Origin of the sequence: Sphaerobacter sp., assembly GCF_019683595.1 — a bacterium.
Lineage (GTDB): Bacteria > Chloroflexota > Chloroflexia > Thermomicrobiales > Thermomicrobiaceae > Sphaerobacter.
Genome location: NZ_JADGHZ010000035.1, coordinates 1 through 25,748 on the forward strand (window position 1 = coordinate 1; position 25,748 = coordinate 25,748).

The window sequence follows — 25,748 nt, forward strand, 5'->3', positions numbered from 1 at the left end:
GTGTCGAGGAGGGTCAGAGCGCGGTCGAGCAGCGCGCGGTGGGCGGGGGCGTTGAGCCAGTGGCTGACACCGGAGGGGTGCGGGAGCGGCAGGACCACGGCGTCGCCGTGGGTGAACGCCTGCCCGACGAGTTCGGCGAGTGGGCGATTGCCGACGAAGTAGGTCGCTGCGAGCCGGCCCAGCGCCAGGATCACCTCCGGCCGCACCAGCGCGATCTCCCCCTCCAGGTGGGGGCGACAGAGCGCGATCTCCCGGGCAGAGGGCGCCCGGTCGCCCTTTCCCGAGCGGCTCGGGCCGGGGAAACACTTCGTCAACGAGGTCAGATAGCAGCGCTCGTGGAGCGCGTCCTCGGGGAAGCCGGCCTGGGCCAGCCAGCGACGCAGCGTCCGCCCACTGGCGCCGGAATAGGGGATCGGGTTCTCCTCCCGGTGCTCCGCCGGGGCCTGACCGACCACCATGATCCGCTGCCCGGCGTGGCCCCGGAAGACCGGCCGCGATTCGCGGATGAACCCGGCGGCGACGCACGCGGTGCAGGCCCGGATGGCCGCCTGGTGCGCCTCCAGGCGCCGCTGCCGTTCGTCGACCGCGATCCGCAGATCCTCCGCGATTCGATGCGCCATCGCCTCCCCTAACCGCTCGTTTCCGCCGCCCATTCTATCGACCGGAGGCCGTGGTATGCTGCCGCCGACCATCGGAGCGCGGCGCGCGATCGACGGTGCAGGGAGGGAGCAGCGGTATGGCGGTGCAGCGAAGCGTGTTGGCGGTGCCGGGCAACAACTGGCGCATGATCGAGAAGGCGATCGCCTCCGACGCCGACGTGATCTTCCTCGACCTGGAGGACGCCGTCGCCCCGGACGCCAAAGCGGCCGGACGGGAGACGGTCATCCGCGCGCTGACCGAGCTCGACTGGGGGCGGAAGCCGCGCGTGTTCCGCATCAACGCACTCGACACCCCCTTCTGCTACCGCGACGTGATCGAGGTGGTGGAGGCAGCGGGGGATCGGCTCCACCGGATCATCGTGCCCAAGGTCAACCGCCCGGAGGACGTGGCCTTCGTCGACACGCTCCTGACCCAGATCGAGGCGAACTGTGGCCTGGACCGGATGATCGGCCTGGAAGTGCAGATCGAGACGGCGGAGGGGGTGCTCAACTGCGCCGAGATCGCCACCGCCAGCCCGCGCATCACCGCGCTCATCTACGGCCCCGGCGACTACAGCGCCTCGGTGCGGATGCCCTCCACCGCGATCGGCACGCTCGACGAGTGGGACGCGGCCTACCCCGGCCACCGCTACCAGTACGTCATGCACCACCTGCTCGTGGCCGCTCGTGCGGCGGGGGTGCTGGTGATCGACGGTCCCTACGCCGACTTCCGCGACCCCGACGGCTGCCGCCGCTCGGCTATGCTCAGCCGGGCGATGGGCTACGACGGCAAGTGGTGCATCCACCCGAACCAGATTGCCATCGTCAACGAGGTCTTCTCACCCACCCCGGACGAGATCGCCTGGGCCACGCGCGTCGTCGAGGCCTACGACGCCGCCACCCGCGAGGGACGCGGCGCCATCGCCATCGACGGCCGGATGATCGACGCCGCCAGCATCCGCATGGCCCAAACCACCCTCGACCTCGCCCGCGCCGCGGGGATGGTGGAGTAAGGTGATCCGGCTTCACGGAGTTTGACGAATTACGTGGGCGTACGCGGTCGGTACAGGCCCGGGAGGTTGGTGCGAGCATCCTCGCGTCGTGGCGCGTGCCCGGGGCTCATGGAGTTTGAAGAATTGTTCGGGAGTACGAGGTCGGCGCGTGCCCGGAGATGAGTGGCGTGAAGGAACCCACGCCGTGGCGCGTGCCCGGGGCTCAAGCCCCGGGCTGACAACGAAAGCCCGCTAAAGCGGGCTGAAGCGGGGCAGAGCGCAGACCCGGACAATACGGTGCCCGCCGCCGCGGCCCGTGCCCGGTGCTCAAGCCCCAGGCTGATATGGGTAAGCCCACTGAAGGGGCTACGCTAGCCACGCCCGGGCGGAGCCGATCCGGCCTCCCGCCGGACGCCGCGTCCTCAGCCGGCTTCAGCCGGCTTTCCTTATCAGCCCGGCGGCTTTAGCCCCGGGCACCTGCCGTGGCGTGGGATCCGTCGCACCACCCGTTTGGGCACGCGCCACGGCGCCGGAACCGGCGCACCTGTGGACATGGAGACGAATGCCTGCTAGGAGCCGGCGCGCCTCACCGCGCCCGGGACAACGCGGCGCGGACCATCCGCAGCTCGAAGTAGGAGTAGCCGTCGCCGAGGTATTCGCGCACGGGCGTCAGGGCACTGGTGCCGAGCTCGGCGAACGCAGCGGCGATGACTCGCCGGCGCTCGGGGGCGACGATCTGGTCGAGGTCGAGATCCTCCCCCATCTCCAGCGCTTCGGCCAGGTGGCCCTCGATGGTCGACACCGCCAGGCCGCGACGCTCGGCGATCTCGGCCACGGTGTAGCCCTGCCGGAACAGCTCCAGGCTCTGCCGCGCGGAGTTCCCCAGGGCACGCGGGCGGCGCGGGGACTGCGCCGGCGCCGGCGGCGACCAGTCAACCGGCTCGGCGCCGGTCTCCCGCACGTAACGCGTGACCTCGTCGACGATCCGCTGGCCGAAATCCTCCACCTTACGGCGACCCAGGCCAGGGATGGCGAGCAGCGCGTCGCGGGTCTGCGGCAGCGCGGCCGCGATCCGGTGCAACGTCCGGTCGAAGAAGATGACGTAGGGCGGCACTTCGCGCTCGACCGCCATCTCCTTGCGAAGGGCCTTGAGCCGCGCCACAAGCTCTGGGTGGGGCACATCCTCCTCGACCGGCTTCGGAGGCGGCGCGGCCGTGCGCGGCGCGGGGAGCACGACCCGCTCCTCCGAGCGGAGCACGGCACGGCCGCGCTCGGTGATCTTCAGGGCGTTGAAGTCGCTGGGATCCTGTCGGAGGTAGCCGCGGGACACAAGCTCCCGCGCGAGGTAGCGCCACTCATCGGCGGGGCGATCCGCGCCGATGCCGTAGGTCGAGAGCTGGTCGTGCCGGTTGCGCAGCACCCGCTCGGCCCGCGAGCCGCGCAGAACCTGGATCACGTAGTCGGCGCCGAAGCGCTGGCGGGTGCGATAGACGCAAGACAGGAACATCTGCGCCGGGATCGTGTAGTCCCGGAGCTCGGGCGGGTCGTCGCAGACATCGCAGCAGGGCACGACCCCGCCGTCGTACGGCTCATCGAAGTACGCCAGCAGCCCGGCGCGCCGGCAGGTAAGCCCCTCGGCCCAGTCCCGCACCCGCCGCAGTTGCTCAAGCGCGACGCGGCGCTCCTGCTCACCCTCGATCTCCTGGATCAGCCGCTCGTAGCGGATGATGTCGCCGCGACTGTAGAAGAGGATGCAGTCGGCCGGCTCGCCGTCGCGCCCGGCTCGTCCGCTCTCCTGGTAGTAGCGCTCCAGGCTGCGTGGCGCGTCGACGTGGATCACGAAGCGCACGTCCGGCTTGTCGATCCCCATCCCGAACGCGACGGTCGCCACCATCACCCGTATCTCATCCCGGCGAAACGCCTCCTGGCGACGGCGGCGCTCGTCGGCATCCAATCCGGCATGGTAGCCGTCGGCCAGGATCCCATCGGCGCGCAGCCGCTCCGCGAGCTCGTCCACCCCCGCGCGGGTGTGGCAGTAGATGATCCCCGACGCCTCCGGGCGGGCGCGGAGGTAGTCGAGTAGCCGGGCGTAGACGTTGTCCTTGGGCCGCACCGCGTAGACGAGATTGGGCCGGTTGTAGCTGCCCTGGAACATCGCGGCCGCGGTCAACCCGAGTTGCGCCACGATATCGGCCTGGACCCGCTTCGTCGCCGTCGCCGTGAACGCCCCGAGGGGCGTCGCGGGGAATCGCTCCCGCAGCGCCCGGAGCTGGCGGTACTCGGGGCGGAAGTCGCGACCCCATTCCGAAATGCAGTGCGCCTCGTCGATGGCGAGGAACGCGAGCCGCGTCTCCTCCAGCAGCCGCAGGAAGGGGGAGGTCATCAGTCGCTCCGGCGCCACATAGAGGAGCTTGACCTCGCCGCGCGCCACGGCGGCCTGACGCCGCCGGATCTCGTCCGGGTCGAGCGCACTGTTGATATACGTCGCGGCCACGCCGAGCGCCGTGAGCTGGTCGACCTGGTCCTTCATCAGCGCGATGAGCGGAGAGACAACGACGGTCATGCCGTCGAGCAGGAGGCTCGGGAGCTGGTAGCAGAGGGACTTGCCGCCGCCCGTGGGCATCAGCACGAAGACATCGCGGCCCTGGAGAATCGCGCGAACGACGTCGAGCTGGAGCGGCCGGAAATCCTCATGCCCGAACGTCGATCGCAGCGCCGCCCGCAGCTCGTCGTCGGTCCACGACCTCTCGCCCGGCACCCGCACCTCCAGACCCGCCCCCGTTGATTACCCACACGTATGCGATACCCTGCATGGTACCAAAGGAGCGCCGGCGCCTTGCCGGCTTGCGCCATCGTGCAGGGATACCGCTGCTCATCCCTGCGGCACACCTCCCCGAGAACATGACCCGTCCCGATGCCGGCACCCACAGGATGTCATCTTGACATACTGGTAGCGCAGCGCGTATCGTCCAGAGTGCGCACGGTGGCGATCCGACATCACGCGTCAGCCGGGCGTAAGGGCGTGGGCAGGTGGACGAGAACAAGACCCTCCAGCGGACCGACACACCCGACAACGGCGACGTGCAGTATCACGAGTACAGCCCGCGAGTCATCGGCGGGCTGATCCTGGCCTACGCGCTGGCGTGGGCTCCCTTCGTGGCAGGTATCAGCCTGCTGGAGGACGTCGGAGTGTTCCTCATGCTCGGCGTCCTCGTGACCACGCTCGTGCTCGACGGGCGCGCGGTCCTTTCCCTGCGCGGACGGATCGGGGGCGGACGCCCGCCGGGATGCCTGGCGATCGGGCTCGCGATTGTCTTCTTTCCGTTCTTGTTCTTCTGGTTGATCCCCTACCTGGCAATCGCCGCACGGGATACGCGCGCCGTCCAGTCGCGTCGGGCGCTCGAGCGCCGGCAGCGCATCGCCGAGCTGGAGGCCAGGCTCGGGTTGCTGCCGGAATCGGCAGACACCTGCCCGACGTGCGGAAAGCCCCTGCAGACAGGGGCGGCATATTGCGCCTACTGCGGGGAACCGGTCACCACGCCCCTGCGCCTCTGCCCGAAGTGCGGCACCCAGACCTTCCCCGACGCGAGTTGGTGCCCCTCCTGCGGCCACCCGCTCCCGCCCATCGAGGCGGGATAGCCTGCCGGCACACGCCCACGACAGAGCGCGCTTGCGCAACGTGAACCAATTGCCACGCGGCACGCCCATCGGAGAAGGACCGGAACCTGCCCCCACCCGGCTGTTCCACAACCGAAGCACCGTGGCACGCGTTTAGTGAGACGTGGCTGTGTCGTGTCCGAACCAACGACGTGGAGGCCGACCATGGACCAGGAGGCGATCATCCAGTACATCACGGACACATTCGCCGGTGTCGACGTCCTCAGACCAAGCGACGGCCCGGGTGCGGGAGACACGTTCATCTACTACGACCCCGATGGCGATCTCGATCGGACGCGTGAGCTCCCGTTCGCCACGATCGTCACCAAGAACTACACCGGTTTCGACGAGTCCTCGCGCCTGGACCGCCCCGGTGTCTTTCGGCTCAACATCGGCGTGAGTCGAGACACCTTTCGTGCGCTCTTCGGGGATCCTCCCAGCGGAGACAAGGCGGCGAGCACCAATTACGACTACGCTGCCCTCGACCGCCTGATGCCCCACCCGATCTACGCATCGCAATGGTGGGTGTGCGTACTCAATCCCAGCCCGGAGACCTTCGAATCCGTCAAACCCCTGCTTGCCGACGCCTATCACAAGGTAGCCGCCCGCCACGCGCGCACCCAGACCCGGCGTGATGAATGAGTGATCAGTACAGGAAACACGTGCCCTGGGGTGAGTGACGGAAAGGTTTCCGCGCCGTGGCATGTGCCCGGGGCTAAAGCCGCCGGGCTGAGAAGGTGAAGCCCACTGAAGGGGCTGGGGATACCGCGCCCGATGGGAGGCCGGACCGGATACGCCTGCGCGTGGTCATCGTAGCCCCTTGAGTGGGCTTACCAAACTATCAGCCCGGCGGCTTTAGCCCCGGGCACGGGCCACGGCGTGGGATCCTCTCATCACCCATCTCCGGGCACGCGCCGGGACGCGGGATCCTTCGCACCACCCAGCCCGTGTCCCGACACCGGCGCGGATCCAACCCCGGCGCGGCTGACGCCGCGCCATACCAAAGCGGCGGCTCAGGCCGCCGCACTCCAAAGCCGGCTTTCCTGGTCAGCCCGGGGGTGAACCCCCGGACACGTGCCACCCGATGAGGACCCTCGCGTCGCCGGTCACGCCACGCGCTCGGAGCGGGCACGCTCGATGAGGTCGGCGAGGTCTTCGAGGAGGTACCGGGCGAAGCGGTCCTGCTGGCCCACGCGCCATTGGGCGATGTTGGCCTTCACAGCGGCGCGGGTCTCCTCGGGCATCCGGTCGACGGTGCGGTTGATGCCAGGCAGGTGGGGGTTCGCGAGCTGAAAGCGCCGCGTCTCCGCCGCGATCTCCTGGGTGGCACGCTCGGGCCGCTCCACCAGCACGCCGAGGACGTTGAGGTCCTGGTCCATGACGATCACGACGGGGATCGCCAGGTACCCGTCCTTGCGCGGGTAGAGGGCGTTGAGGTCACGGTGCTGATCCCGTCGGAGGATGCGGACCTCCACCGTCGGCACCTCGCGCGCGAGCCGGGCGATGACCGGGATGAACTGCGCCGAGTCGCCACACCAGTCCTCAGTCAGGACAAGGATCCGCAGCGGCTCCCGGCCGAAGATCTCGCGATCGGCCGCGGTGATCTCCGTCCGCTCGATATTCTCCAGATACCGCTCGCGGTTCTGCTCCATCCGGGCGATGTAGTCATCGACGCTCACGGCCTGGGGCCAGCGCTCGGCTGCCAGCATGGCTCGCTCCTCAACCTGTGTCGTGCTCACTGGGGATACTCATGGATACCTTCCCCACTAATCAGCAACGCGGCGGCACGCGGCTTATTCCCCGGGACCGCCTCAGCCCATGCGGCGGATCTCCGGAATCACCTCCAGGGCGCAGCGCCGCAGCGTGTCGTAGTGCTCCTCCGGCGGCATCGGGAAGATGAAGTCGGTGAACCCGGCCCGGCGGTACGTCAGCACCGCGTCGCGGAAGTGATCGACCGAGGTGAAGGGGTGGCGCCACATGTAGACCGACAGGCGAACCTCGTCCGGGTTCCGCCCGACGCTCCGCGCCGCCTCGCGGAACCGCTGCACCGCCGCCTCGGCCTCCTCCGGTTCGAGCCGGGTGTTCCAGATGTCGGCGTAGCGCGCGACCAGGCGCAGCATCCGCGGCCGGAACGCGCCGATGACGATCGGGATGTGCGGCTGTTGCAGCGGCTTGGGCTCGAAGGGTGCATTCTCCAGCCGGTAATAGCGGCCGTGGAAGGTCGTGCGCTCCTGGGTCATCAGGCTGCGGATAACCTGAAGCGCTTCGTCGAGCATCTCGATGCGTTCGCTGACCGACGGGAAGTGGAAGGAGTAGGCTTCGTGCTCTCGCTCGAACCAACCGGTGCCGATGCCGAGCTCGACACGGCCGTTGGTCGCGTGGTCGATGGTCACGGCCTGCTTGGCCAGCAGCGCGGGGTTGCGGTAGGTGTTGCCGCTCACCATCACGCCGAACCGCAGCCGGTGCGTCAGCACACCGAGCGCGGCGATGAGGGACCATGCCTCGAGGTACGGCGCCTCCTCATCGTTGGGAGCCAGAAAGTGGTCGACCACCCAGGCGGTATCGAAGCCGAGCGACTCGACCATCTGCCACTGTCGCACAGCCTCCGGAAACGGCACTCGGTTGCCGGTACCGATGCCAAAGCGAAGCGGAAACTCCATCGATCTCCCCCACTCTCCGTCGACGGCCGGCCGCGTCCCGCGACCGTCCCCACGGCTATGGCTCTCCCACGCCCTGCGCGCAGGCGCTCCGGCCGCTGGTTCCACCCATCAGAAAGTCGCACGACCATCAGTGTACATCAATCGTAGGAGCACCCCACCAGGAGTGCCGGCATCATGTCGACCGTCGTGCTCACGATCACCATGCGACCAGGTCGTCGGCCGATGAAGCTCGTGACACGCCGGACAGGGAGCCCGCACGATGCCGGCACTCCCATCAAAGTATTGTCATGACAACCCGACAAGCTCAGGAGTGCGTTATACTCCTCCGCACGTGCACTTGGTGAGGGTTCAACTCGGTTCGGGCGGGAGTCGCGGCGCATATTCTGCGGCTGCGACGGCCCATCGGTGGAGAGACGGGAGAGCGGCATGACGTCACCAGCGACCGTCACGCGGAGGAACAGCAGCCTGCTGCGCTGGGGCATCGTCGTCGCGGCGACCGCCATCCTGGCTGTCGCCTCCGGCGGGCGATTCCTGATCGGCGTGGTCTTCGATCAGGTACGTGAGGGCTTCTCCCTCTCCCACGGCGACCTGGGCCTCATCGTCTCCCTCAGCATCCTGGTGATCGGCGCGACCCAGCCCGCGGTCGGCTGGCTGGTCGACCGGCTGCAGGCACGATTCGTGGCAGCCGGGGGACTGGCCCTGCTGGCGATCGGCCTCGTCATCACCGGGCGGGCGAGCAGCGTCTGGGAGCTGGTCATCGGTTACTGCTTCTTCGTGGCTCTCGGGTTGGCCGCCGTGTCGCCGGTCACCGTGACGCCGCTGGTGGCGAGCTGGTTCGTCAAGCGGCGGGCAACGGCGCTCTCCATCGTGAACGCGGGCGGCTCGGTGGGGCAGTTGGCCATCGTCCCCGGGCTAACGGTGCTGGTCGTCACAGTCGGGTGGCGCGACGCCTACGTGCTCCTGGGCGCCGGGCTGTTCCTGGTCGGTGTGCCACTCATCCTCTGGCTCCTGCGCGAGCGCGAGGGCGAAGCGACAGCCGACATGGCACTGGCGGGCTGCTCGGTGCGGACGGCGCTCGCACACCGGTCGTTCTGGGAGCTGAGCTTCGGCTTCTTCGTCTGCGGCTTCACGATGGCCTGGCTGATGAACTACTTCGTCGACTACGCCCTGGATCAGGGGATCACCCGGGAAACCGCCGGGTTCGGTCTCTCGCTCGTCGGTGGGGCGAGCATCCTCGGCACCCTCATCACCGGCCGGTGGGCCGACCGCCGCGGCAGCGTGGTTCCGCTGTCGGTGGTCTATGCGCTGCGCGGTCTGGGATTCGCCGGGCTGCTGCTGGCCGGAAGCAACGTGCCCCTCGTCCTCGTGGCGCTGGCGGTCACCGGCTTCTCCTGGAGTTCCACCGTGCCGCTGACCTCCGCGCTCTGCGCCGATATCTACGGCCGGCGCGCGCTCGGCACGATCTTCGGGCTCATGTTCGCGATCATGCCCATCGGCTCGGCCGTCGGCTCGGCGCTGGCCGGGGAACTGCGCGACCTGACGGGGAACTACACCGTCTCGCTGCTGGCAAACGTCGCCGCCGGACTCCTCGCGGCCGCGATCGTCATGCTCGTCCGGGCACGGCCGATCTTCGCCCGCGCCGAGGCACCTGCCGCCGAGCAGCCGGCCCCGGTGATCGCTGACTGAGCGGTGCCGGCTCGCACCGAGAGGAGGAGTCCGTGATCACCGGTGTCGGCAGCATCCCTGTCCCGGTCACCGACCTCGACCGCGCCCTCCGTTTCTACCGGGACACGCTCGGTTTTGCCGTGCGGGAGGACCGGCGGATGCCGGACGGCACCCGCCGGGTGGCACTGGCGCCGGGGCATGCGGAACCCGACGTGACGCTGACCCTGACCCAGGAGACGGGCGATCACTCTCCCATCGCCGGGGTAGCATTCCTCACCAACGACATCCACCGCACGTACGCGGCGCTGCACGAGCGCGGCGTCGTGTTCGTCGACGAGCCGTGCATGCAGGACTGGGGCGATTGGGAAGTGGAGTTCCAGGATCCCGACGGCAACCGCTTCCGCCTCGTCCAGCGCGCCCGTCGCTCCCACTAACACCCACGTCCCGGCCAGACGACCAGCGTGCGTCGCTCCCCTCTCCCACCGTTGGGAGAGGGGCTGGGGGTGAGGGCCGCTCGCGCGGCCCCGGCCACCGCGCTGCCGTTGCAGGAATACGCCAACCGGCATGGTCGTTGCGGGGTGATGAAGGGCACGATTGGCCCGCCCGCGCGATTCTGAGGAGTGCATCAGTGACCGATCGTCTCCCCCCGCAGTTCGGCCTCAACATCCACCCCGGCATCGAGGATCCCGATGAGCCGTTTCGCCGCGCCCGCATCGCCGACGCGACCGGGATCGACCTGATCACCATTCAGGACCACCCCTACATGGCGACCCACTACGACACCTGGACGCTGCTGACGGCGCTGGCGTGCGCCACGACGCGGGTCCGGCTCGGGACCAACGTCTCGCCCCTGCCGCTCCGGCCGCCCGTAATGCTGGCCAAGGCGGCGGCCTCGCTCGACATGTTGAGCGGGGGGCGGGTCGAACTCGGGATCGGTACCGGAGGCTACCCGGTCGGGTTGCGGGCCTTCGGCGCGGAGGTGCCGGCGGAGCGCGCCGAGATCGTCGCGGCGTTCGAGGAGGGGATCCGCGTCATCCGCGGGCTCTGGAGCAGCGAGCGCGGGTTCACGTTCGACGGCGAGCACTACCGCACGCGGGGCGCACGCTTCGGCCCACGCCCGACACGACCGATCCCGATCTGGGTGGGCGCCGCCCGGCCGCGGATGCTGCGCCTTGCCGGCCGCCTGGCGGACGGGATCCTGGTCACCAACACCTTCGCGTCCGTGGAGGATCTGCCGCGGATCAACCGCTGGGTAGACGAAGGTGCGGCCGAGGCCGGCCGTCCACCCGAGTCGATCCGCCGGGGTTACAACGTCATGGGCGCGATTGACCTGGCCGACCGCCCGAACCGCTCGGACGAGATCCAGGCCAACACACTCGTGTTCCCCGCCGCCGGCTGGGTTGAGTATCTCATCCGGCTGGGCCGCGAGTACCGAATCGACACGTTCATCTTCTGGCCGCTGGGCGAGCACCAGGTCGAGCAAGCCGCCGTCTTCGCCGCCGAGGTCGTACCACCCGTCCGCGCCGCCTTGTCGAGCGGCGGGGTCGAATGACATGGATGTACGCACTCGGCCCGTGCCCGGGGCGAAAGCCGGGCAGCGGGGTCCATCATACCGAGGCGCCGGTCCTGCATCGCCCGAGCCGGCTTCAGCCGGCTTTCCGTTGTCAGCCCGGCAGTTCTAGCGCCGGGCAGCACGGGCCGACCAGCGGACACCCGCATAATTCGTCAAAAGCCATAACCCCCGGGCACGGAACGCGCCGTGAGAACCTTTCGACCACCCGCGCCGAGCACGGGCTACGGCGTGGGTACCGCCGCATGTCGTGGCGCCGTCACTCCGGCGCGCGGAGGAGGGTGAAGGGGAACGACTCGCCGGAGGCGAAGCGGTCCTCACGCGGGCCGCGGATCACATGAACCTGGCCCGCGCCAAGCACCTCGACCCGCTCGGTCGCGGGGTCGAGGATGCAGGCCGTGTGCTCGTCGATCGCCAGGATGGTCGTCTCCGGGGGCAGCAGTCGACGCAGGTAGCGGAAACGCTCGGCGCCCACGAAGCAGTGGCTCGTGTCCAGGTCACGGCCACCCTCGGCGTTATTCCAGTGCGGCACCACGGTCAGGTTGAAGCCGAGGCGGCCGAAGAGGTCCAGCCCCGGCACCCAGTGGAGGTCCTCGCCCGCTTTGTAGATCTCGTACACCGGCAGCGCGTAACGCCCGGAGGCGATGGCTGCGGCGCTGGCGAAGGAGAGGACTGCCCCCTCGGCCGCGCGGCGCTGCATCAGCGCCAGCGTGCGCGTGCCCGCGAGGTGTCGCGCGGCGTAGGTCGGGCTGCCCGGCCCGGCGAATATGTACGCGGCCCACTCCAGCGGCGCCACGATTTCCGGCGCATCGGGGTCGTACACGCCACCCTTGCGGCGGGCAGCGACGATACGCACCTCGGGCCGGAACCCGCTCAGGTTGTGGCAGAAGAACGCCCGGAGCTTGGCCGTGACGGTCGCGACGTTCGGCTGGAACCCGGCGGGGGTCTCGACGATGGCGACGCGGACGGGGACTTCCAGGCGCTCGAAGACGCGTGCATGGACCTGTCGGCCATGCTTCGAGGTCTCGCCGGAGCCGAAGAGGACGATTGGGCCGTGGGGCATCGACGGTGCCTCCTGGGTAAGGATGTCGAGTTGGCCGGTCCCCGGACGATACGTCTACGATACTATATGCGCGGCGAACGGAATCGGATGGGATGGCGAACGCGATGTCGCCCGACGGACGGGTGCGCTGCAGGTGGGCCGCGGGGGACAGCCTGCTGGCACGTTACCACGACCTGGAGTGGGGCGTCCCGCCGGGGGACGATGACGCACACTTCGAGGCGCTGACCTTGGAGATCTTCCAGGCCGGACTCTCCTGGCGCACCGTGCTGTACAAGCGGGAGGGGTTCCGCCGCGCCTTCGCCGGCTTCAGCATCCCTGCGGTCGCGGCGTTCACGTCGGACGACGTGGACCGCCTGCTCCTGGATCCGAGCATCGTGCGGCACCGGGCCAAGATCGAAGCGACGGTGCACAACGCTCGTGCGCTCTTGGCGCTGCAAGAGGAGGCGGGATCCTTCGTCGACTGGCTCGCCGGTCAGCCGGCCGATCCGGACGCCATCCACGCCGCGCTCCGCCCACGCCTCGCCTTCTTCGGCCGGACCACCTGCGTCAGTTTTCTGGAAGCAATTGGGAAGATCCCTCCTGTCCACGACCCGGAGTGCTGGCGCGCCGGGTGACTCGGAGCGACGGTGCCAGCGGGACGTGCGTCACTTCCCGATCGACTGATGGCCCACGCTCGTCGGTACGTCTGAACCTAGTTCCCGCGAATCACCTTCCATAACATCGAATCACGGGAGAGCTCCAGGCTCCTGGCGCATCTGGGAGGGATTCCTTGCGCGGTTCGCGTCACTGTCACCATCACCACCACCGCGGCCAGGCGCTGGTTGAACTCGCGCTCATCCTGCCGCTCCTGTGTGTGATGCTGCTCGGCGCGGCGGACTTCGCACGCGCGCTGTCGGTCTACATCGCGCTGGGCAACGTCGCCCGGGAGGGCGCGCACTACGGGTCGCTGAGCCCGGCCAATGCCCAGGACCTTGCCGGCATCCGTACCGCCGCGCTCCAGGAGGCGGATAACGCCATCTTCGGCGTGACGCCGACCATCACCGCGCAGGTGGGCAACGAGGCGTTCCGCGACCCGTCGAACAGGCCGTTCCAGTACATCCGCGTCGAGGCGCGCTACCAGTTCCGCCCCCTCTTCCCGTTCCCGCCGTTCCGGAGCTTCACGATGTCCCGCGTCGTGCAGATGCGGATCCTGCCGGGGTACTGACGATGCAACGGCAGAGGAGGCGACAGCACAGCGCCGGGCAGGGCATGGTCGAGTTCGCGATCTCCTCCCTGCTCTTCTTCACGCTCATCTTCGGCGTTATCGAGATGGGCTGGCTGCTCTTCACCTACCACCAGGTGACCTCCGCCGCCCGCGAGGGGACACGCTACGCATCCGTGCACGGCACCATGTCGCAGGGGCTGAGGAACCCGGCCGAGATCGCCGCCTACACGATTGACCCGGCAGCGGTGAAAACGGCCGTCCTGAAGAAGGTCACCCTGAGCGATCCGGATGCACTCTCCGTCACCGTCGTCCGCCCGGACGGCGACCTCCAACCCAGGCACCGGGTCAGGGTAGAGGTGTCGTACCCGTATCGGCCGCTCGTCGGGTTCATCCTTCCCGTCCCCACGCTGACGCTCCGCGCCAGCTCCACCATGATCGTGCACTACTGAAGGGGGAGCCGATGCCGACCACGCGCCGTCACACCGCACACCGGGGGCAGATCCTGGTGATCTTCGCCGCCGCCACGGTGCTCCTGATCGCCTTCCTGGCCGCGGCCGTCGATGTCGGTTACCTGCTGTCCCAGCGCCGGGGTGTGCAAAACGCCGCCGATGCCGCCGCGCTGGCGGTCGCCGACGCGGTCTACTCCGGCGTGACCAACACCGCCACGCTGGAGCAGATCGCGGTCTATTACGTCGAGCAGAACGGCTACGACGCCACCCCGGAGATCACCTTCAGCCCGGACATGAAGCGGGTGCGCGTCACCGTGAACGCCGAGGTTCCCAAGTTCTTCGTCGGCCTGGTCTATCCCGGTGACTGGCAGGTGGGCGCGTACGCGGTCGCATCGCTTGAGCCGATACCCTTCGACGCCGCCCTGCTGGCCCTGAACCCGTCCACCGGCGGCATCAAGACCAGCGGCAGCACCGGGATCGAAGTCACCGGCGGCAGCGTGATGTCGAACTACACGATTGAGACGTCCGGCTCGACCGTGATCATCGCCGACCAGCAAGTGAACGCGAACGATGGCTTCCACGAGTCGGGAGCCAGCACGATCAGAGGCGGCATGGGGACGAACCCCTACGCGCCGGAGGTGCCGGACCCGCTCAAGGACAAGATCCAGCCACCGACGCTGCCGCCGTTCCCGAGCAACCCGGTAACGAACGTCAGCGGGAGCCCCCAGCAGTGCATGGAGTACCCGCAACCGTGGGGCGCGAATATCTACACCGTCCCGGCGGGGACCTACTCCGGCGGTGGGGGTGGCTGCCTCACCATCCAGAACGTGCAGAGCGGGAACACGCTCCGGTTGTCATACGGGAACTACCGGTTCACCAACGGGGCCGGGATCTCCATCGGCGGTGGCAACGACGGGCCGATCGTGCTGGAGGGCGGGAACTATACGTTCAACGGCGGCCCTGGGATCAGCGTCGGCGGCAGCACACCGAACTTCCGGATGGAGCGGGGAAACTACGCGTTCCTCAACGGTGCCCGCCTCAGCATCGGCGGCAGCGCCAACGGCAACGTGCTCGGCGGCGGCGTCTTCTACTTCAGCGGCGCGGGAAGCGGCATCCTTCCCGGCGGCAGCAACAGCGTCACCCTCAACCCCGGCACCTACATCTTCGATGGGGGCGAGGGCATGGTCTTCAGCGGCAGCTCGCACCTGACCTTCAACGCGGGTAACTACGAGTTCTGGTTCCGCAACGGCGCGAACCTCAGCTTCTCGGGCAGCTCGACGATCAGGCTGAACGGCGATGTCTACGTCAAGATGTACTTCTACGACGGCTCAAGCCTGCTCACGAGCGGCAGCACCCACTTCAACCTCCCCAGCGGGGAGTACTACTTCGGCGGTAACCCCCCGAAGGACAGTTGCAAGCTGCAGAACTCGGGTAGCACCTGGATCGGCGGACAGAATATCTTCCTCTTCTTCGGCCCGGGGTGCTACCTCCATACGTCGGGCAGCGCCGCCTTCGCGTTCACCGCGCCGACGACCACCATCTACCCTGGCTACCATCCAGGCGTCTTCATGTACGCCCACCCGGACAACACCGAGACGTTCCAGTGGAACGGCACGACCTCGATGCTGAGCGAAGGGGCCGTCTACCTGCCCTCGGCGAAGCTCACCATGGGCGGGGCGAGCAACGGCAAGGTGCTGCGCGGGCAGATCATCGTCGATTCGATGCAGACCGGCGGCAGCACACGCCTCGGCCTCGAGTACCAGCAATACGTGGACACGTCCATCCCGGCAGTCTTCCTCATCGAATGACGGCGAGCCGCACCAGCTCTCCGTCATCTTCCTGAACCCTCGCCGGTCGCCCGACCACGATCCGCCCAATCCGCCTCCACCGTCCCGGCTATACTTGGGCCGGACGGCGGGAGAGGAGCGTACGCGCCGTGGTAGAGGCACCGGCATCCATCCTGGCCGGGCGGTTTCGCTTGATCCGCGTGGTGGGGAGCGGCGGCTTCGGCACCGTGTGGCTCGCCACCGAGCGGGGCGAGCGGCGCGTCGCGGTGAAGATCCTCAACCGGGAGCACGCCGCCGACCCGGAGCTGGTGGCCCGCTTCGAACGCGAGGCCCAACTCGGCGGCAATATCGATCACCCCAACGTGGTCCGCGTGCTCGGCCACGGCCGCCACGACGGCCGGCCCTTCATGGCGATGGAATGGGTGGAGGGCCAGACTCTGCGCCGGATCCTCGACCGCCGCGGCCCGCTGCCGCCGCACGAGGCGGCCACCATCGCCCGGCAGGTACTGGCCGGTCTGGCCGAGATCCACCGCCGCGGCGTCCTCCTGCTCGACATCAAGCCGGGAAACATCATGATCGGCGGGACCGGTCCGACCGCCAAGATCGTGGACTTCGGCGCCGCCTGCCGCCTGGGCGAGCCCTACCTGTTCCGCGGAGACCAGGCGCTGGGTACCCCCGCCTACATGGCACCCGAGCAACGCGCGGGCGAAGCCGTCGGCCCGGAGACGGACCTCTACGCCGTCGGGGTAGTCCTCTTCGAGATGCTGACCGGCCGCCTGCCGCGCGACGCGGATGACGAGCCGGGACCGGCCGTCCCACCGGACCTTGCCGCCGTGGTGCGCCGCGCGCTGGCCGGCGACCCGACCCAGCGGTTCCGCTCGGCTGCGGCTATGGCCCGGGCCATCGAGCAGGCGGTCCTTCCCCCGGCACCGATCGAGGACACGGACGAGCGCCCCGTCGTCCACCGCCCGGCGATGCAGCTCCGCCGCGCCCCGTCCCGCTGGCTGGAAGACCTGGACACCGAACTGGCCAGCGCGCTGCGCAGCGTCGAGCGCCTCAGTGAGGGATTCGACCGCATCGCCGGCATTATCGGCGGCTGGGCCGGCCTGGCCGCCGCCATCGTCATCGTGCTCCTCCTGCTGGTGCTCATCCAGCGCGGCGTCGTCGGCGCCGGGCCGTGAGGCCCGGCGGGTCTGGCGAGCAGCGGCCGCGGTCCGGTGTTCATGGGCCAGTCAGATTCGTGGAGTGACGCGCTCGGTGCGTGCCCGGAGCGAGTGGTGCGACGGATCTCGCGCCGTGGCGCGTGCCCGGGGCTCAAGCCCCGGGCTGACAAGGAAAGCCGGCTGGGGAAATCGGGCTCAGGCCCCAGCAATACGGTGTTTACTACCCTGCCCGCGCCCGGGACTAACTAATGGAACCCGGCGCAGCGAAGGATCTCCGCGCTGCTTGGCTGATCCGACGTGAGATCCTTCGCTTCGCCGCCCGGCGCGGAGGCGCCGGGCGGCGCAGCGAAGGATGACATGTGCATGGGAACGGCTTGCTGACGGGTAGACCAGGCTAATTCGTCAAACACCATGAGCGCTGGGCACACACCGACCGGCCGACACCCACTTGATTCGTCAAACGCTATGACCCCAGGCACCAACCACCGCACAGAGAGCCAATCAGCACATCCCAGCCTACTTAGGAGTGGAAAGGGCGAGCCTACTCCTCTTCCTCGGCGAGGCGTGCGGTGTAGGTCTTGCCCAGCCCGGCGTACTGGTCGGCGGCGATGTGGTGGAGTAGCGGGGAGTCGGCGTCGATCAGCCAGCGGTCGGAGAAGAGTTCGTCGAGGGCGGAGACCGCGAGCACCTCACCGATGAAGAGGTCGTGGTCGGCAAGGGTCAGGCGCTCGACCAGCCCGCACTCAATGTGCGCCACGCACTCGTCGACCAGCGGCGCCTCGACCTCGGCCGCGTCCGTGGGCGTCAGGCCCGCCCTGAGGAACTTGTCCCCATCGCGCCCGGATTCGATGCCGCAGCGGTGGACGGCGTTGAGCAGGTCGATCGTCGGGACGCTGAGGGCGAACGCCTCGCTGCGGCTGATGAACTCGTGGGTGAGCCGGCTCGGGTGGATGGCGACGCCGATTCGGGGCGGGTCGAATCCCAGCGGCAGCAGCCAGCCGGCGGTCATGACGTTGTGCTGAGCGCGGTAGAGCGAGGTGACCAACACCAGCGGCCCCGGCTCCAGGATACGTGCCGCCAGCCGCGGCTCCAGCGCGCGCTTCTCTGCCACCGTCTCACCCTCCCTCCCCATTCGACTGTCAGGAGCGCCGCTAGCGCGGCACGCGCTCGATGCCCTCGGTGTCCGGCACCCGCTCCCAGACCTGGCCGTCGCGACCAACCGGCAGCAGCGACCGGTAGAGCCGGTAGTATCGCTCGGCGATCGCCCGCTGGGTGAAGTGGTCCAGCACCCGCTGGCGCGCGCGACGGCCCAGCGCCAGGCGCTTCTCCTCGTTGCTCAGGAGGTCGTCGAGCGCCGCCGCCAGCGCCGCTGCGTCCCCCTCCGGCACGACCACGCCGGCGTCGCCGATCGTGCCGGGGATTTCGCCGGAGTTCGAGCCGACCACCGGCACCTGGCACGCCATCGCCTCGATGATGACGCGGCCGAACTGCTCCTTCCAGTTCCGGCGCGTGCGGGACGGGATCACCAGCACATCGAGTTCTGCCAGCACCTGGGGCATGTCGGCCGCCGGGACGGCGCCGCGGAACAGCACGCGGTCGCGCACGCCCAGCGCCCCCGCCTGCATCTCCAGGCGGGTCCGCTCGGTGCCGCTGCCGATGATATGGAGCTGCGCGCGGTTGTGCAGCCGGGCGAAGGCCTCGATCAGCACGTCGACGCCCTTCTCCGGCACCAGCCGGCCGGCGTAGCCGATCTGCGGCAGGTCACGAGGGCGCGGGTCCGGCCGCGGCTGGAACAGATCCGGGTCGACGCCGAACTGCGGGATGACCTCGAGTCGTCCGCGATACCCCTTGCGGCGCAATACCTCCGCGGCGTCGTTGATGCCTGCCACCGCCGCGGCGGCCAGGCGGTAGTTGGCCAGCTCGAAGAGGCGGAATGGCGGCGGGTAGCGGCGGTAAAGGTTCTGCCAGGTGAAGAAGACCACGCGCGCGCCGACCGAGCGGCCGAGCAGCGTGGCGTGGAAGGTCACCGTGTTGTACGGCTCCTCGTCGACGTGGAAGATGTCGGGGCGGAAGTCGCGCACGATCCGGCCGAGACGGGGGTAGAAATGGATGTGGTGCCGGCCGTTGAAGACCATCGGCAGCTCGACCAGGCGGTAGCCCTCGGTGTAGCGGCGCTCCAGGCGCAGGACGCCGACCCGCTCCTCGTGCCAGTAGGGCGGCACCACCGCCATGAGCTCCACGCCGGGGAGCCGGGCCAACTCTTCCAGCTTCTTCTGGTAGACGCCGGTCACCAGCGCCTTCGACAGCATGAGGATCTTCACCGTGGCCATCCTCTAGGCGAGAGCCGGCGTCGCGCTCGCCAGCACCGATCGGTAGACGGCTCGGGTCAGCTCAGCCGTTCGCTGCCATGAGAACGTCTCAGCCTGCTCCAGGGCGCGCCGCGCGAGGCTGCGGCGCAGGCGCTCGTCTCGCATGACCGACACCATCGCCGCCGCCAGCCGCTCCGGCGTCGGGTCGACCAGCAGCCCGCCCTGGCCGACCACCTCGGGCAGGCTGGAACGATTCGCCGCGATCACCGGCGTGCCGCAGGCCATCGCCTCCAGCGGCGACAGGCCAAATCCCTCATAGAGGGACGGGAAGACGTAGAGATCGGCCAGGTTGTAGAGCGCGACTTTCTCCTCGTCGGTGATCGATCCGGTCAGGACGACCCGCTCCTCGACACCGAGCCGGCGAATCACCGGCTCCAGCGGCGGGTAGAGCCGCTGGTTCCCGGAGTGCGCCCGCCCGGCGATGACCAGGCGCGTCTCCGGCGGCAACTCGGGCAGGGCCTGGGCAAAGGCCTCGATCAGCACGGGGACGTTCTTCCGCGCATCAAGCCCACCCACATTGAAGATCACCGGCCCCGGCAGGCCGTAACGAGCGCGTAGCGCGGCCGCCGTCTCCGGGTCGTCGCTCGGGCGAATCGCCGGGTCAACCGCGAGCGGGATGACGTGGATCCGCTCCGACGGGATCCCGAGCCAGGCGGTGATGTCGCGCCGCGAGCAGTCGGAGTCGGTGATGATGGCATCGGCGCGGCGCGCGACGGCACTGACCAGCCGGAGATACAGGCGCATCAGACGGCCCCCGCCGTACTCGGGGAAGATGAACGGGATGACATCGTGCACGGTGATCACCAGTGGAAGCCGGGTAAATCGCGGACCGGCGAAGTAGGGGACGTGTAGCAGCCGCGCCCCGGCCTGCCGCGCGCCGCGCACCAACCCGCGCTGCTCCCACCAGAGTTTCTCGACCTTGTCATGCCGCATCCACGACGGAATCGGCACGCGGATCGTGTCGGTCGCTCCCGCAGCGTCACCACCGAGCAGCGGGTCGACCGGCATCGGCCGATCCGGCCGGATCAGCACCGTAGTCGGCTCATCCGCAGTCGCGGCGAGCGCCTGCCACAAGTGCAAGGAATATTGACCACTTCCTGTGGTAGGCTGTTGGAGAAACCGGCCGTCGAGGGCCACCCGGCAGTGCGCGACGTCCATGTCGGGTCGGATTATACCAGAGCCTTCCGCGGCCGAAAGCGCCCGCGGAGCCGGGCTACTGGCCACGCTGGTGGTGGAATAGTTGGCCGTCCACCGCACGTTCTCATACCTAGACCCACGCGCTGGTGGGCACCCTGTGACGGAGGAGTTTCGCGCATGTCTAAGCCCGTAACGGTCAGCGATGCCACGTTCGATCAGGAAGTACTCAAGTCCGACGTGCCCGTCCTGGTCGACTTCTGGGCCGTGTGGTGCGGACCGTGCCGCATGGTTGCACCGATCCTCGACGAAATCGCCGAAGAGAAGGCCGGCTCGCTGAAGATCGCCAAGGTCAACGTCGATGAGAACGCGCGCGTGGCCGCCCAGTTGGGCATTACCAGCATCCCGACGCTGATCCTGTACAAGGACGGTCAGCCGGTCGAGCGGATCGTCGGCGCCCAACCGAAGCAGCGCCTGCTGCAGCAGATCGAAAAGCACCTGAGCTAGCCGGATTCCCGGCAAACCAGCAGGACCACAGGCGGTGGGCCGCCGAGCCCGCCGCCTCGGCTTGGCCTACCCGCGTTCCTGATCCAGCGGCTAGGCGCCAGCGGGGCGAGCCGTGCGCAGGACCGTGGCGAACCCCTCGGCATTCGGCACGCCGCTGCGCAGCGTCGCCTCAATCGCCGCATCCACGTCGTACGCCACCCGGCGGAACTCGACCGACCAGCCGTCAACCCCGCTGGTGAAGACGGCGTAGCCCGCGCGCTGGTCCCCATCGAACGGCAGGCCGACCGTGCCGACCGCCGCGATGAGCCGGCCGTCGAGACGCCGCTGGTACTGGACATGGATGTGCCCATAGCCGACCGCGGCGGTCCCGGCGGCATCCAGCACCCGCGCGACGAGTTCCTCCGGCGCGTCCGGCGACAGCACATCGTGGCTGCTCCAGGGCGTCGCGTGGACCACGGTGAGGGCTTCGCCGCGCTCGTCGGGGACCGTCAACGAGAGCGGGAGGCCGGCCAGGTACTCCACCTGCTCGGCCGTGAGGCGATCAGCCACCCAGCGGTCGATCGCGGTCTGGGCCGGCCCGTGCCGCTGGGCCTCCGTCGCGCCCGACGGTCGCGCACCATCGGTCGCCACCTCGACGATGAACTCGTCCGTGTTGCCACGCACCGCGCGGTAGCCGCGCTCGCGGATGCGTTCCACACACTCGGCCGGGAACGGCCCGCCGAAGGCGAAGTCGCCCGCCATGATGACCTCATCGAACGGCCCGGTCGCGTCGATGTCGGCCAGCACGGCATCGAGCGCGTACAGGTTGCCGTGGGTATCCGAGATCACCGCCACCCGCATGGTGTACCTCCGTGTTGCATGTTGCGTCATACGTCAAGCGTCACTCGTCACCCGTACTGCGTATCTCTCCCCTCTCCCCTGGTGGTCTCCGTCCGAGAGGGGCCGGGGGTGAGGGGGACGGATGACGCATGACGTATGATGCCGCTCATCGCGTCCCGACCGCACGCCGCACGGCCGAGGCGCGGGCCGCGGACTCGACGGTGTCGTCGAGCGGGGACAGGGTGACGTCCCCGTAGCGGCGGCGCAGCGCCGCGGCGATCAGGAAGTCGGCGATCGCCGGGTTCTTCGGCAGGAGCGCGCCGTGCAGGTAGCAGCCGATGGCGTTCCGGTGACGGCAGCCCTCGGTGCCGTCCTCCCCGTTGTTCCCCCGGCCGACGCGCACGCGGCCGAGCGGCCGCGCTCCCGGGCCGAGATAGGTCCGGCCGCTGTGGTTCTCGAAACCCACCACCTCGCCGAACTCGTCACTATCGACCACGATGTTGCCGATGAAGCGCTCGTGCCCGGCGATAGTCCAGGCATCGAACAGGCCGATCCCCGGCAACTCCGGCCCGTCGTGCGGCCGGTAGAACCGGCCGAGGAGCTGGTACCCGCCGCAGACGGCCAGGAGCGGGGCGCCCGCCTCGACCTCGGCCCGCAACACCTCGCCCTTCGGCCCGCTGATATCGGCCGCGACGGCCACCTGCTCCCGGTCCTGCCCGCCGCCCCAGAAGAAGAGGTCGTAGCGACCGGCCTCCAGCGGTTCACCCACGCCGAGCGTGACCACTTCGGCCTCAATACCCCGCCAGCGGCAGCGCTGCGCCAGGGCCAGCACGTTGCCGCGGTCGCCGTAGATGTTCATGGTGCTGCCGTAGAGCCAGCAGATCGTGAGCTTCATGGCTGCTCCGTAGGACGTAGTGCGTATCGCGTATTGCGTGTTCCGTGTTGCGTTTGAAACCCGCTGCTGTTGCCTACGCCTCGCGCATTACGCAATACGCATCACGGAACACGCATCACGTACCACGCCTCACTCCTCCCAGAACGCCTGCACCACGCCGCGTGCCGCGAGGAGCTCGCGCAGGCGCAGCATGGCGGTGTAGGTCGGCAGGATGAAGCCGGTGCCGTCAGCCGGGAGGTCGTCCACAAAGGAGTCCAGCGCGTCCGGCAGGTCGCCCAGCGGCACCAGCCGCTCCTCGGGGATCCCGGCGTACTTCAGGCGCAGCGCCATGTCGTCCCCGCGGATTCCGCCGGTGTAGAGCGGCACGGGCACATCCAGCAGCCGCTCGGCGTCGACGTCCCACAGCCAGGAGACGTCGCGCCCATCGGCGTCCAGATCGTTGATCAGGATCAGCGTTGGGGCCGCGCCGCCCATCTCCAACATGCGCAGAACCTCGTTGAAGCCGACCGGGTTCTTGACCAGCACGATCACCAGCTTCCGGCCGCGGTAGGTGACCCGCTCGATCCGCCCGAAGGCGGAACGGAAGCGCGCCAGTCCCTCGGTGACCGCCTCGGGTCGCACGCCGAGAGTGAGCGCAGCGGCGGCGGCAGCCAGCGCGTTGTACGCGTTGTACAGTCCCGGCACCCCGGCGCTGACCGCAATCGGGCCGTCCGCGGTGTGGAGCGTGAGCGCAAGCCCCTCCAGCCCACAGAGCTGCACGTCGCGCGCCGCGACGTCGAGCGCCGGCCGCTGGTAGCCGCAGGCATCACAGGCGTAGTCGCCCAGGTGCGAGAGGAAGAGCCGCTCGTAACGGAGCGGCGCGCCGCAGCGGCGGCAGACGGCGGCGTCGGCCGCGTGCGGCAGGTCGTCGAGCTGGTAGCGGCCGTCGGTCAGACCGAAGGTGCGGCGTGCCGCCGTCAGCCCTTCGGTGAGCGTCGCCAGCGCCGGGTCGTCGGCGTTCACGACGACGGTCGCGTCCGGCGGCAGGGACCGCAACGTCTCGCCCCACCGGGCGGCGATGGTGTCCAGCTCGCCGTAGCGGTCCAGTTGGTCGCGGAAGAGGTTCAGCAGGAGCACCAGGCGCGGGCGGGTACGGCGCACCACCTCGGGGAACGCCGCCTCGTCGGACTCGATCACCGCCACATCGCCGCGCGGACGGCCGGTGACGGTTGACTGCTCGGCGAACGCGGCGGTGATACCGCGCACCAGATTCGAGCCGGAGCGGTTGTGGATCACCCGCCGCCCGGACTGCGTGAGGATGCCGGCCAGCATGCGCGACGTGGTGGTCTTGCCGTTCGTGCCGGCCACCACGACGCAGCCCCCATCGACCTGCCGCGCCAGCTTGTCGAGCACCGCCGGGTCGATCGTGCTGGCGACGACACCGGGTGCGGCGGTCCCGCCGCCTCGACCCAGCCGGCGAATGAGGAACGCGCTTGCCTTCCCGGCCATGACCGCCAGCACGAGTCGCGGGTCCATTTCTGTCCGTCCTTGTGTCATGACGGGCCTACTGCCCGTCGGCGGTGCCGAGGATCACCGTCAGGGTGCTGAGCTGGCTGTAGTCGAGCATCGGGGCAAGGTCGGCGCTGACAGTGTCGGCCTGCACGTTCCGGTGGACCTGCGTCACCCGGCCGATCACCAGCCCCGCCGGGACACGCGCCGTCTGTCCGGAGGTGACCACCAGGTCCCCCTCAGCCACGTCGGCGGCCGGGTCCAGGTAGCGCAGGGTCATGTGACCGCCCGACTGCCAGCGGCCGTAGACGATGCCGTCGGCTCCGCTCCGCTGGATCAGCCCGCCGACCTGATACGAGGAATCGATCGCCAACGTCACCCGGGCGCGATCCGGTGCCACCTCGGTGACCTGGCCGACGAAGAAGTTCGGGCTGACGACGGCCATGCCGACCTGAACGCCGTCGTTGCTCCCCCGGTCGATCACCACGTACTGCCGCGAACCCTCGGGGTCGCGACCGATGACGGTTGCCGGGAGTGTGCGCAACTCGGCGTGCTGCGTCTGGAAGCCGAGCTGTTCGCGGAGCTGCGCCACCTCTTGCTCGAGCTGGCGCAGCCGCACGTTCTCGGCCAGGAGTTGATCGCGCTCGGCGGTGACCGCGGCGAGCTGGCGGGCAAGCTCGGAATCGTCCGTACCGAGGTTGCCGACGGCGCGGCCAAGGCGGTTGAAGCTGTCATTGAGGGGGCCGACGACGTGCTCGGCGCCGGTGCGGATCGGGTCGAGCCGGTTGCGCTGATCGAGCAGGATCAGGCCGCTGCTGGTCACGACGAAGAGCAGGATGAGGATAGCCGTCTGGCGGAGTGTCAGCGACAACATAGGCTGCGTCTCTCGCGGCACACGCGCCGGGAAGGCCCGGCGTGCCCGCTCCCCTCCCTATTCCGCCCGACGGACCGAACCCGAACGCCTACCGGCTCGGCCGGCGCAACTCCTGCCCGCCCGCGAGCGCCCGCTGGTAGAGATGGAGCGCCTCGGCCACGCGGCCGGTCCCCCGCGCCACGCAGGTCAGCGGGTCGTCGGCGCGGTAGACCGGCATCCGCAACTCGGCTTGCAAACGCTTGTCGAGGCCCATCAGCAGCGCCCCGCCGCCCGCCAGCACGATGCCACGCTCCATGATGTCCGCGATCAACTCGGGCGGCGTCTCCTCGACGCAGGTCTTGATCAGGTCGATGATCGTATTGACCGGGCCGGAGATGGCGTCGCGGATCTCAACGCTGCTGACCTCGACCGCCTTCGGCAGGCCGGTAAGCAGGTCGCGCCCGCGCAGCGTGACGCGCCGCTCTTCTTCCAGGGGATAGGCTGAACCGGCAGCGATCTTGGCGTTCTCCGCCGTCCGCTCGCCGATTACCAGGTTGTGGTCTCGTCGGGCAAACTGAATGATCGCGTCGTCGATTTCGTCCCCCGCGACGCGAATCGAGTAGTTGACGACGATGCCACCGAGCGAGATGATCGCGACCTCGGTCGTGCCACCGCCGATGTCGACGATCATGCTGCCGACCGCCTCGTTGATCGGCAGGCCGGCCCCGATGGCGGCCGCCATCGGCTCCTCGATGGTGTACGCCTCGCGCGCACCCGCGCTCAGCGCCGCGTCTTTCGCCGCCCGCGTCGCAACCACGGGGCGGTCTCATATAAA

24 protein-coding genes and 1 pseudogene are annotated in these 25,748 nt (G+C 69.1%); 12 read left to right on the top strand and 13 right to left on the bottom strand.

Annotated elements, in window-relative coordinates; genetic code table 11:
- Positions 1-620: uracil-DNA glycosylase family protein (locus IRZ30_RS06000; RefSeq protein ID WP_294083947.1), on the bottom strand; the 620-nt coding region annotated here is incomplete at its 3' end.
- A gap of 116 nt (positions 621-736) precedes the next feature.
- Here IRZ30_RS06000 and IRZ30_RS06005 point away from each other — a divergent pair.
- The gene (locus IRZ30_RS06005; RefSeq protein ID WP_294083949.1) at positions 737-1,651 is read left to right on the top strand and encodes a CoA ester lyase; all 915 of its coding nucleotides are present in this window, start codon (positions 737-739) and stop codon (positions 1,649-1,651) included.
- A 565-nt stretch (positions 1,652-2,216) separates the two neighbouring features.
- On the opposite strand, the gene recQ is transcribed toward IRZ30_RS06005, so the two are convergent.
- Positions 2,217-4,388, bottom strand: a complete 2,172-nt coding sequence (recQ, locus tag IRZ30_RS06010; protein ID WP_294083950.1) for a DNA helicase RecQ — start codon at positions 4,386-4,388, stop codon at positions 2,217-2,219.
- A 272-nt stretch (positions 4,389-4,660) separates the two neighbouring features.
- On the opposite strand from recQ, the gene IRZ30_RS06015 reads away from it, so the two are divergent.
- Entirely contained in the window at positions 4,661-5,269 is a 609-nt protein-coding gene (locus IRZ30_RS06015; protein WP_294083952.1) for a zinc ribbon domain-containing protein, read from the top strand.
- A 183-nt stretch (positions 5,270-5,452) separates the two neighbouring features.
- The gene (locus tag IRZ30_RS06020; RefSeq protein ID WP_294083953.1) at positions 5,453-5,929 is read left to right on the top strand and encodes a DUF6194 family protein; all 477 of its coding nucleotides are present in this window, start codon (positions 5,453-5,455) and stop codon (positions 5,927-5,929) included.
- A 464-nt stretch (positions 5,930-6,393) separates the two neighbouring features.
- On the opposite strand, the gene IRZ30_RS06025 is transcribed toward IRZ30_RS06020, so the two are convergent.
- Together IRZ30_RS06025 and IRZ30_RS06030 are read right to left on the bottom strand one after the other, a co-directional pair.
- A complete protein-coding gene (locus tag IRZ30_RS06025; RefSeq protein WP_294083955.1) occupies positions 6,394-7,026 on the bottom strand; it encodes a thioredoxin family protein in 633 nt (210 codons plus the stop codon).
- 72 nt (positions 7,027-7,098) lie between these two features.
- A complete protein-coding gene (locus IRZ30_RS06030) occupies positions 7,099-7,947 on the bottom strand; it encodes a TIGR03560 family F420-dependent LLM class oxidoreductase (RefSeq protein WP_294083957.1) in 849 nt (282 codons plus the stop codon).
- Positions 7,948-8,373: 426 nt separating this feature from the next.
- Between IRZ30_RS06030 and IRZ30_RS06035 the strand changes: the two genes are divergently transcribed.
- The 3 genes from IRZ30_RS06035 to IRZ30_RS06045 all read left to right on the top strand — a co-directional run bounded on the left by IRZ30_RS06035 (position 8,374) and on the right by IRZ30_RS06045 (position 11,164).
- Entirely contained in the window at positions 8,374-9,633 is a 1,260-nt protein-coding gene (locus IRZ30_RS06035) for an MFS transporter (RefSeq protein WP_294083959.1), read from the top strand.
- 32 nt (positions 9,634-9,665) lie between these two features.
- Positions 9,666-10,046: a VOC family protein gene (locus tag IRZ30_RS06040; RefSeq protein WP_294083961.1), complete on the top strand. Its 381-nt coding sequence runs from the start codon at positions 9,666-9,668 to the stop codon at positions 10,044-10,046.
- A gap of 194 nt (positions 10,047-10,240) precedes the next feature.
- Complete coding sequence (locus IRZ30_RS06045) at positions 10,241-11,164, top strand: LLM class flavin-dependent oxidoreductase (protein WP_294083963.1); 924 nt, start codon at positions 10,241-10,243, stop codon at positions 11,162-11,164.
- Between the two features lie 277 nt (positions 11,165-11,441).
- Here IRZ30_RS06045 and IRZ30_RS06050 read toward each other — a convergent pair whose 3' ends face one another.
- On the bottom strand, positions 11,442-12,245 hold the full coding sequence (locus IRZ30_RS06050; protein ID WP_294083965.1) for a cysteinyl-tRNA synthetase: 804 nt from the start codon (positions 12,243-12,245) through the stop codon (positions 11,442-11,444).
- 92 nt (positions 12,246-12,337) lie between these two features.
- Between IRZ30_RS06050 and IRZ30_RS06055 the strand changes: the two genes are divergently transcribed.
- From IRZ30_RS06055 to IRZ30_RS06075, 5 genes are all read left to right on the top strand, one after another.
- On the top strand, positions 12,338-12,859 hold the full coding sequence (locus tag IRZ30_RS06055; RefSeq protein ID WP_294083967.1) for a DNA-3-methyladenine glycosylase I: 522 nt from the start codon (positions 12,338-12,340) through the stop codon (positions 12,857-12,859).
- Positions 12,860-13,014: 155 nt separating this feature from the next.
- Positions 13,015-13,449, top strand: coding sequence for a TadE family protein (locus tag IRZ30_RS06060; protein WP_294083970.1), 435 nt, complete (start codon positions 13,015-13,017; stop codon positions 13,447-13,449).
- Positions 13,450-13,451: 2 nt separating this feature from the next.
- On the top strand, positions 13,452-13,898 hold the full coding sequence (locus IRZ30_RS06065) for a TadE family protein (protein WP_294083972.1): 447 nt from the start codon (positions 13,452-13,454) through the stop codon (positions 13,896-13,898).
- Between the two features lie 11 nt (positions 13,899-13,909).
- On the top strand, positions 13,910-15,706 hold the full coding sequence (locus tag IRZ30_RS06070) for a Tad domain-containing protein (RefSeq protein WP_294083974.1): 1,797 nt from the start codon (positions 13,910-13,912) through the stop codon (positions 15,704-15,706).
- A gap of 128 nt (positions 15,707-15,834) precedes the next feature.
- A complete protein-coding gene (locus tag IRZ30_RS06075) occupies positions 15,835-16,866 on the top strand; it encodes a serine/threonine-protein kinase (protein WP_294083975.1) in 1,032 nt (343 codons plus the stop codon).
- A 523-nt stretch (positions 16,867-17,389) separates the two neighbouring features.
- Here IRZ30_RS06075 and IRZ30_RS06080 read toward each other — a convergent pair.
- The 3 genes from IRZ30_RS06080 to IRZ30_RS06090 are packed head-to-tail and all read right to left on the bottom strand — an operon-like array spanning position 17,390 to position 20,474.
- Positions 17,390-17,959: a flavin reductase family protein gene (locus IRZ30_RS06080; RefSeq protein ID WP_294083977.1), complete on the bottom strand. Its 570-nt coding sequence runs from the start codon at positions 17,957-17,959 to the stop codon at positions 17,390-17,392.
- 40 nt (positions 17,960-17,999) lie between these two features.
- Positions 18,000-19,169 (bottom strand): glycosyltransferase, encoded by a 1,170-nt coding sequence (locus IRZ30_RS06085; RefSeq protein ID WP_294083979.1) that lies wholly within the window; start codon positions 19,167-19,169, stop codon positions 18,000-18,002.
- A 12-nt stretch (positions 19,170-19,181) separates the two neighbouring features.
- Positions 19,182-20,474: a glycosyltransferase family 1 protein gene (locus tag IRZ30_RS06090; protein ID WP_294083982.1), complete on the bottom strand. Its 1,293-nt coding sequence runs from the start codon at positions 20,472-20,474 to the stop codon at positions 19,182-19,184.
- Positions 20,475-20,531: 57 nt separating this feature from the next.
- On the opposite strand from IRZ30_RS06090, the gene trxA reads away from it, so the two are divergent.
- On the top strand, positions 20,532-20,858 hold the full coding sequence (gene trxA / locus IRZ30_RS06095) for a thioredoxin (RefSeq protein ID WP_294083984.1): 327 nt from the start codon (positions 20,532-20,534) through the stop codon (positions 20,856-20,858).
- Between the two features lie 90 nt (positions 20,859-20,948).
- On the opposite strand, the gene IRZ30_RS06100 is transcribed toward trxA, so the two are convergent.
- The 5 genes and pseudogenes from IRZ30_RS06100 to IRZ30_RS06120 all read right to left on the bottom strand — a co-directional run.
- Positions 20,949-21,698, bottom strand: a complete 750-nt coding sequence (locus tag IRZ30_RS06100) for a metallophosphoesterase family protein (protein ID WP_294083985.1) — start codon at positions 21,696-21,698, stop codon at positions 20,949-20,951.
- A 145-nt stretch (positions 21,699-21,843) separates the two neighbouring features.
- Positions 21,844-22,572 (bottom strand): glutamine amidotransferase, encoded by a 729-nt coding sequence (locus tag IRZ30_RS06105; protein ID WP_294083986.1) that lies wholly within the window; start codon positions 22,570-22,572, stop codon positions 21,844-21,846.
- 129 nt (positions 22,573-22,701) lie between these two features.
- The gene (locus IRZ30_RS06110) at positions 22,702-24,087 is read right to left on the bottom strand and encodes a MurT ligase domain-containing protein (RefSeq protein WP_294083988.1); all 1,386 of its coding nucleotides are present in this window, start codon (positions 24,085-24,087) and stop codon (positions 22,702-22,704) included.
- Positions 24,088-24,115: 28 nt separating this feature from the next.
- Positions 24,116-24,934 carry a rod shape-determining protein MreC gene (gene mreC / locus IRZ30_RS06115; RefSeq protein ID WP_294083990.1) on the bottom strand — a complete coding sequence of 273 codons (819 nt, stop codon included), beginning with the start codon at positions 24,932-24,934 and terminating at the stop codon, positions 24,116-24,118.
- 88 nt (positions 24,935-25,022) lie between these two features.
- Positions 25,023-25,718 (bottom strand): annotated as a pseudogene (locus tag IRZ30_RS06120) (rod shape-determining protein); the annotation flags it as partial.
- Positions 25,719-25,748: the final 30 nt, after the last annotated feature.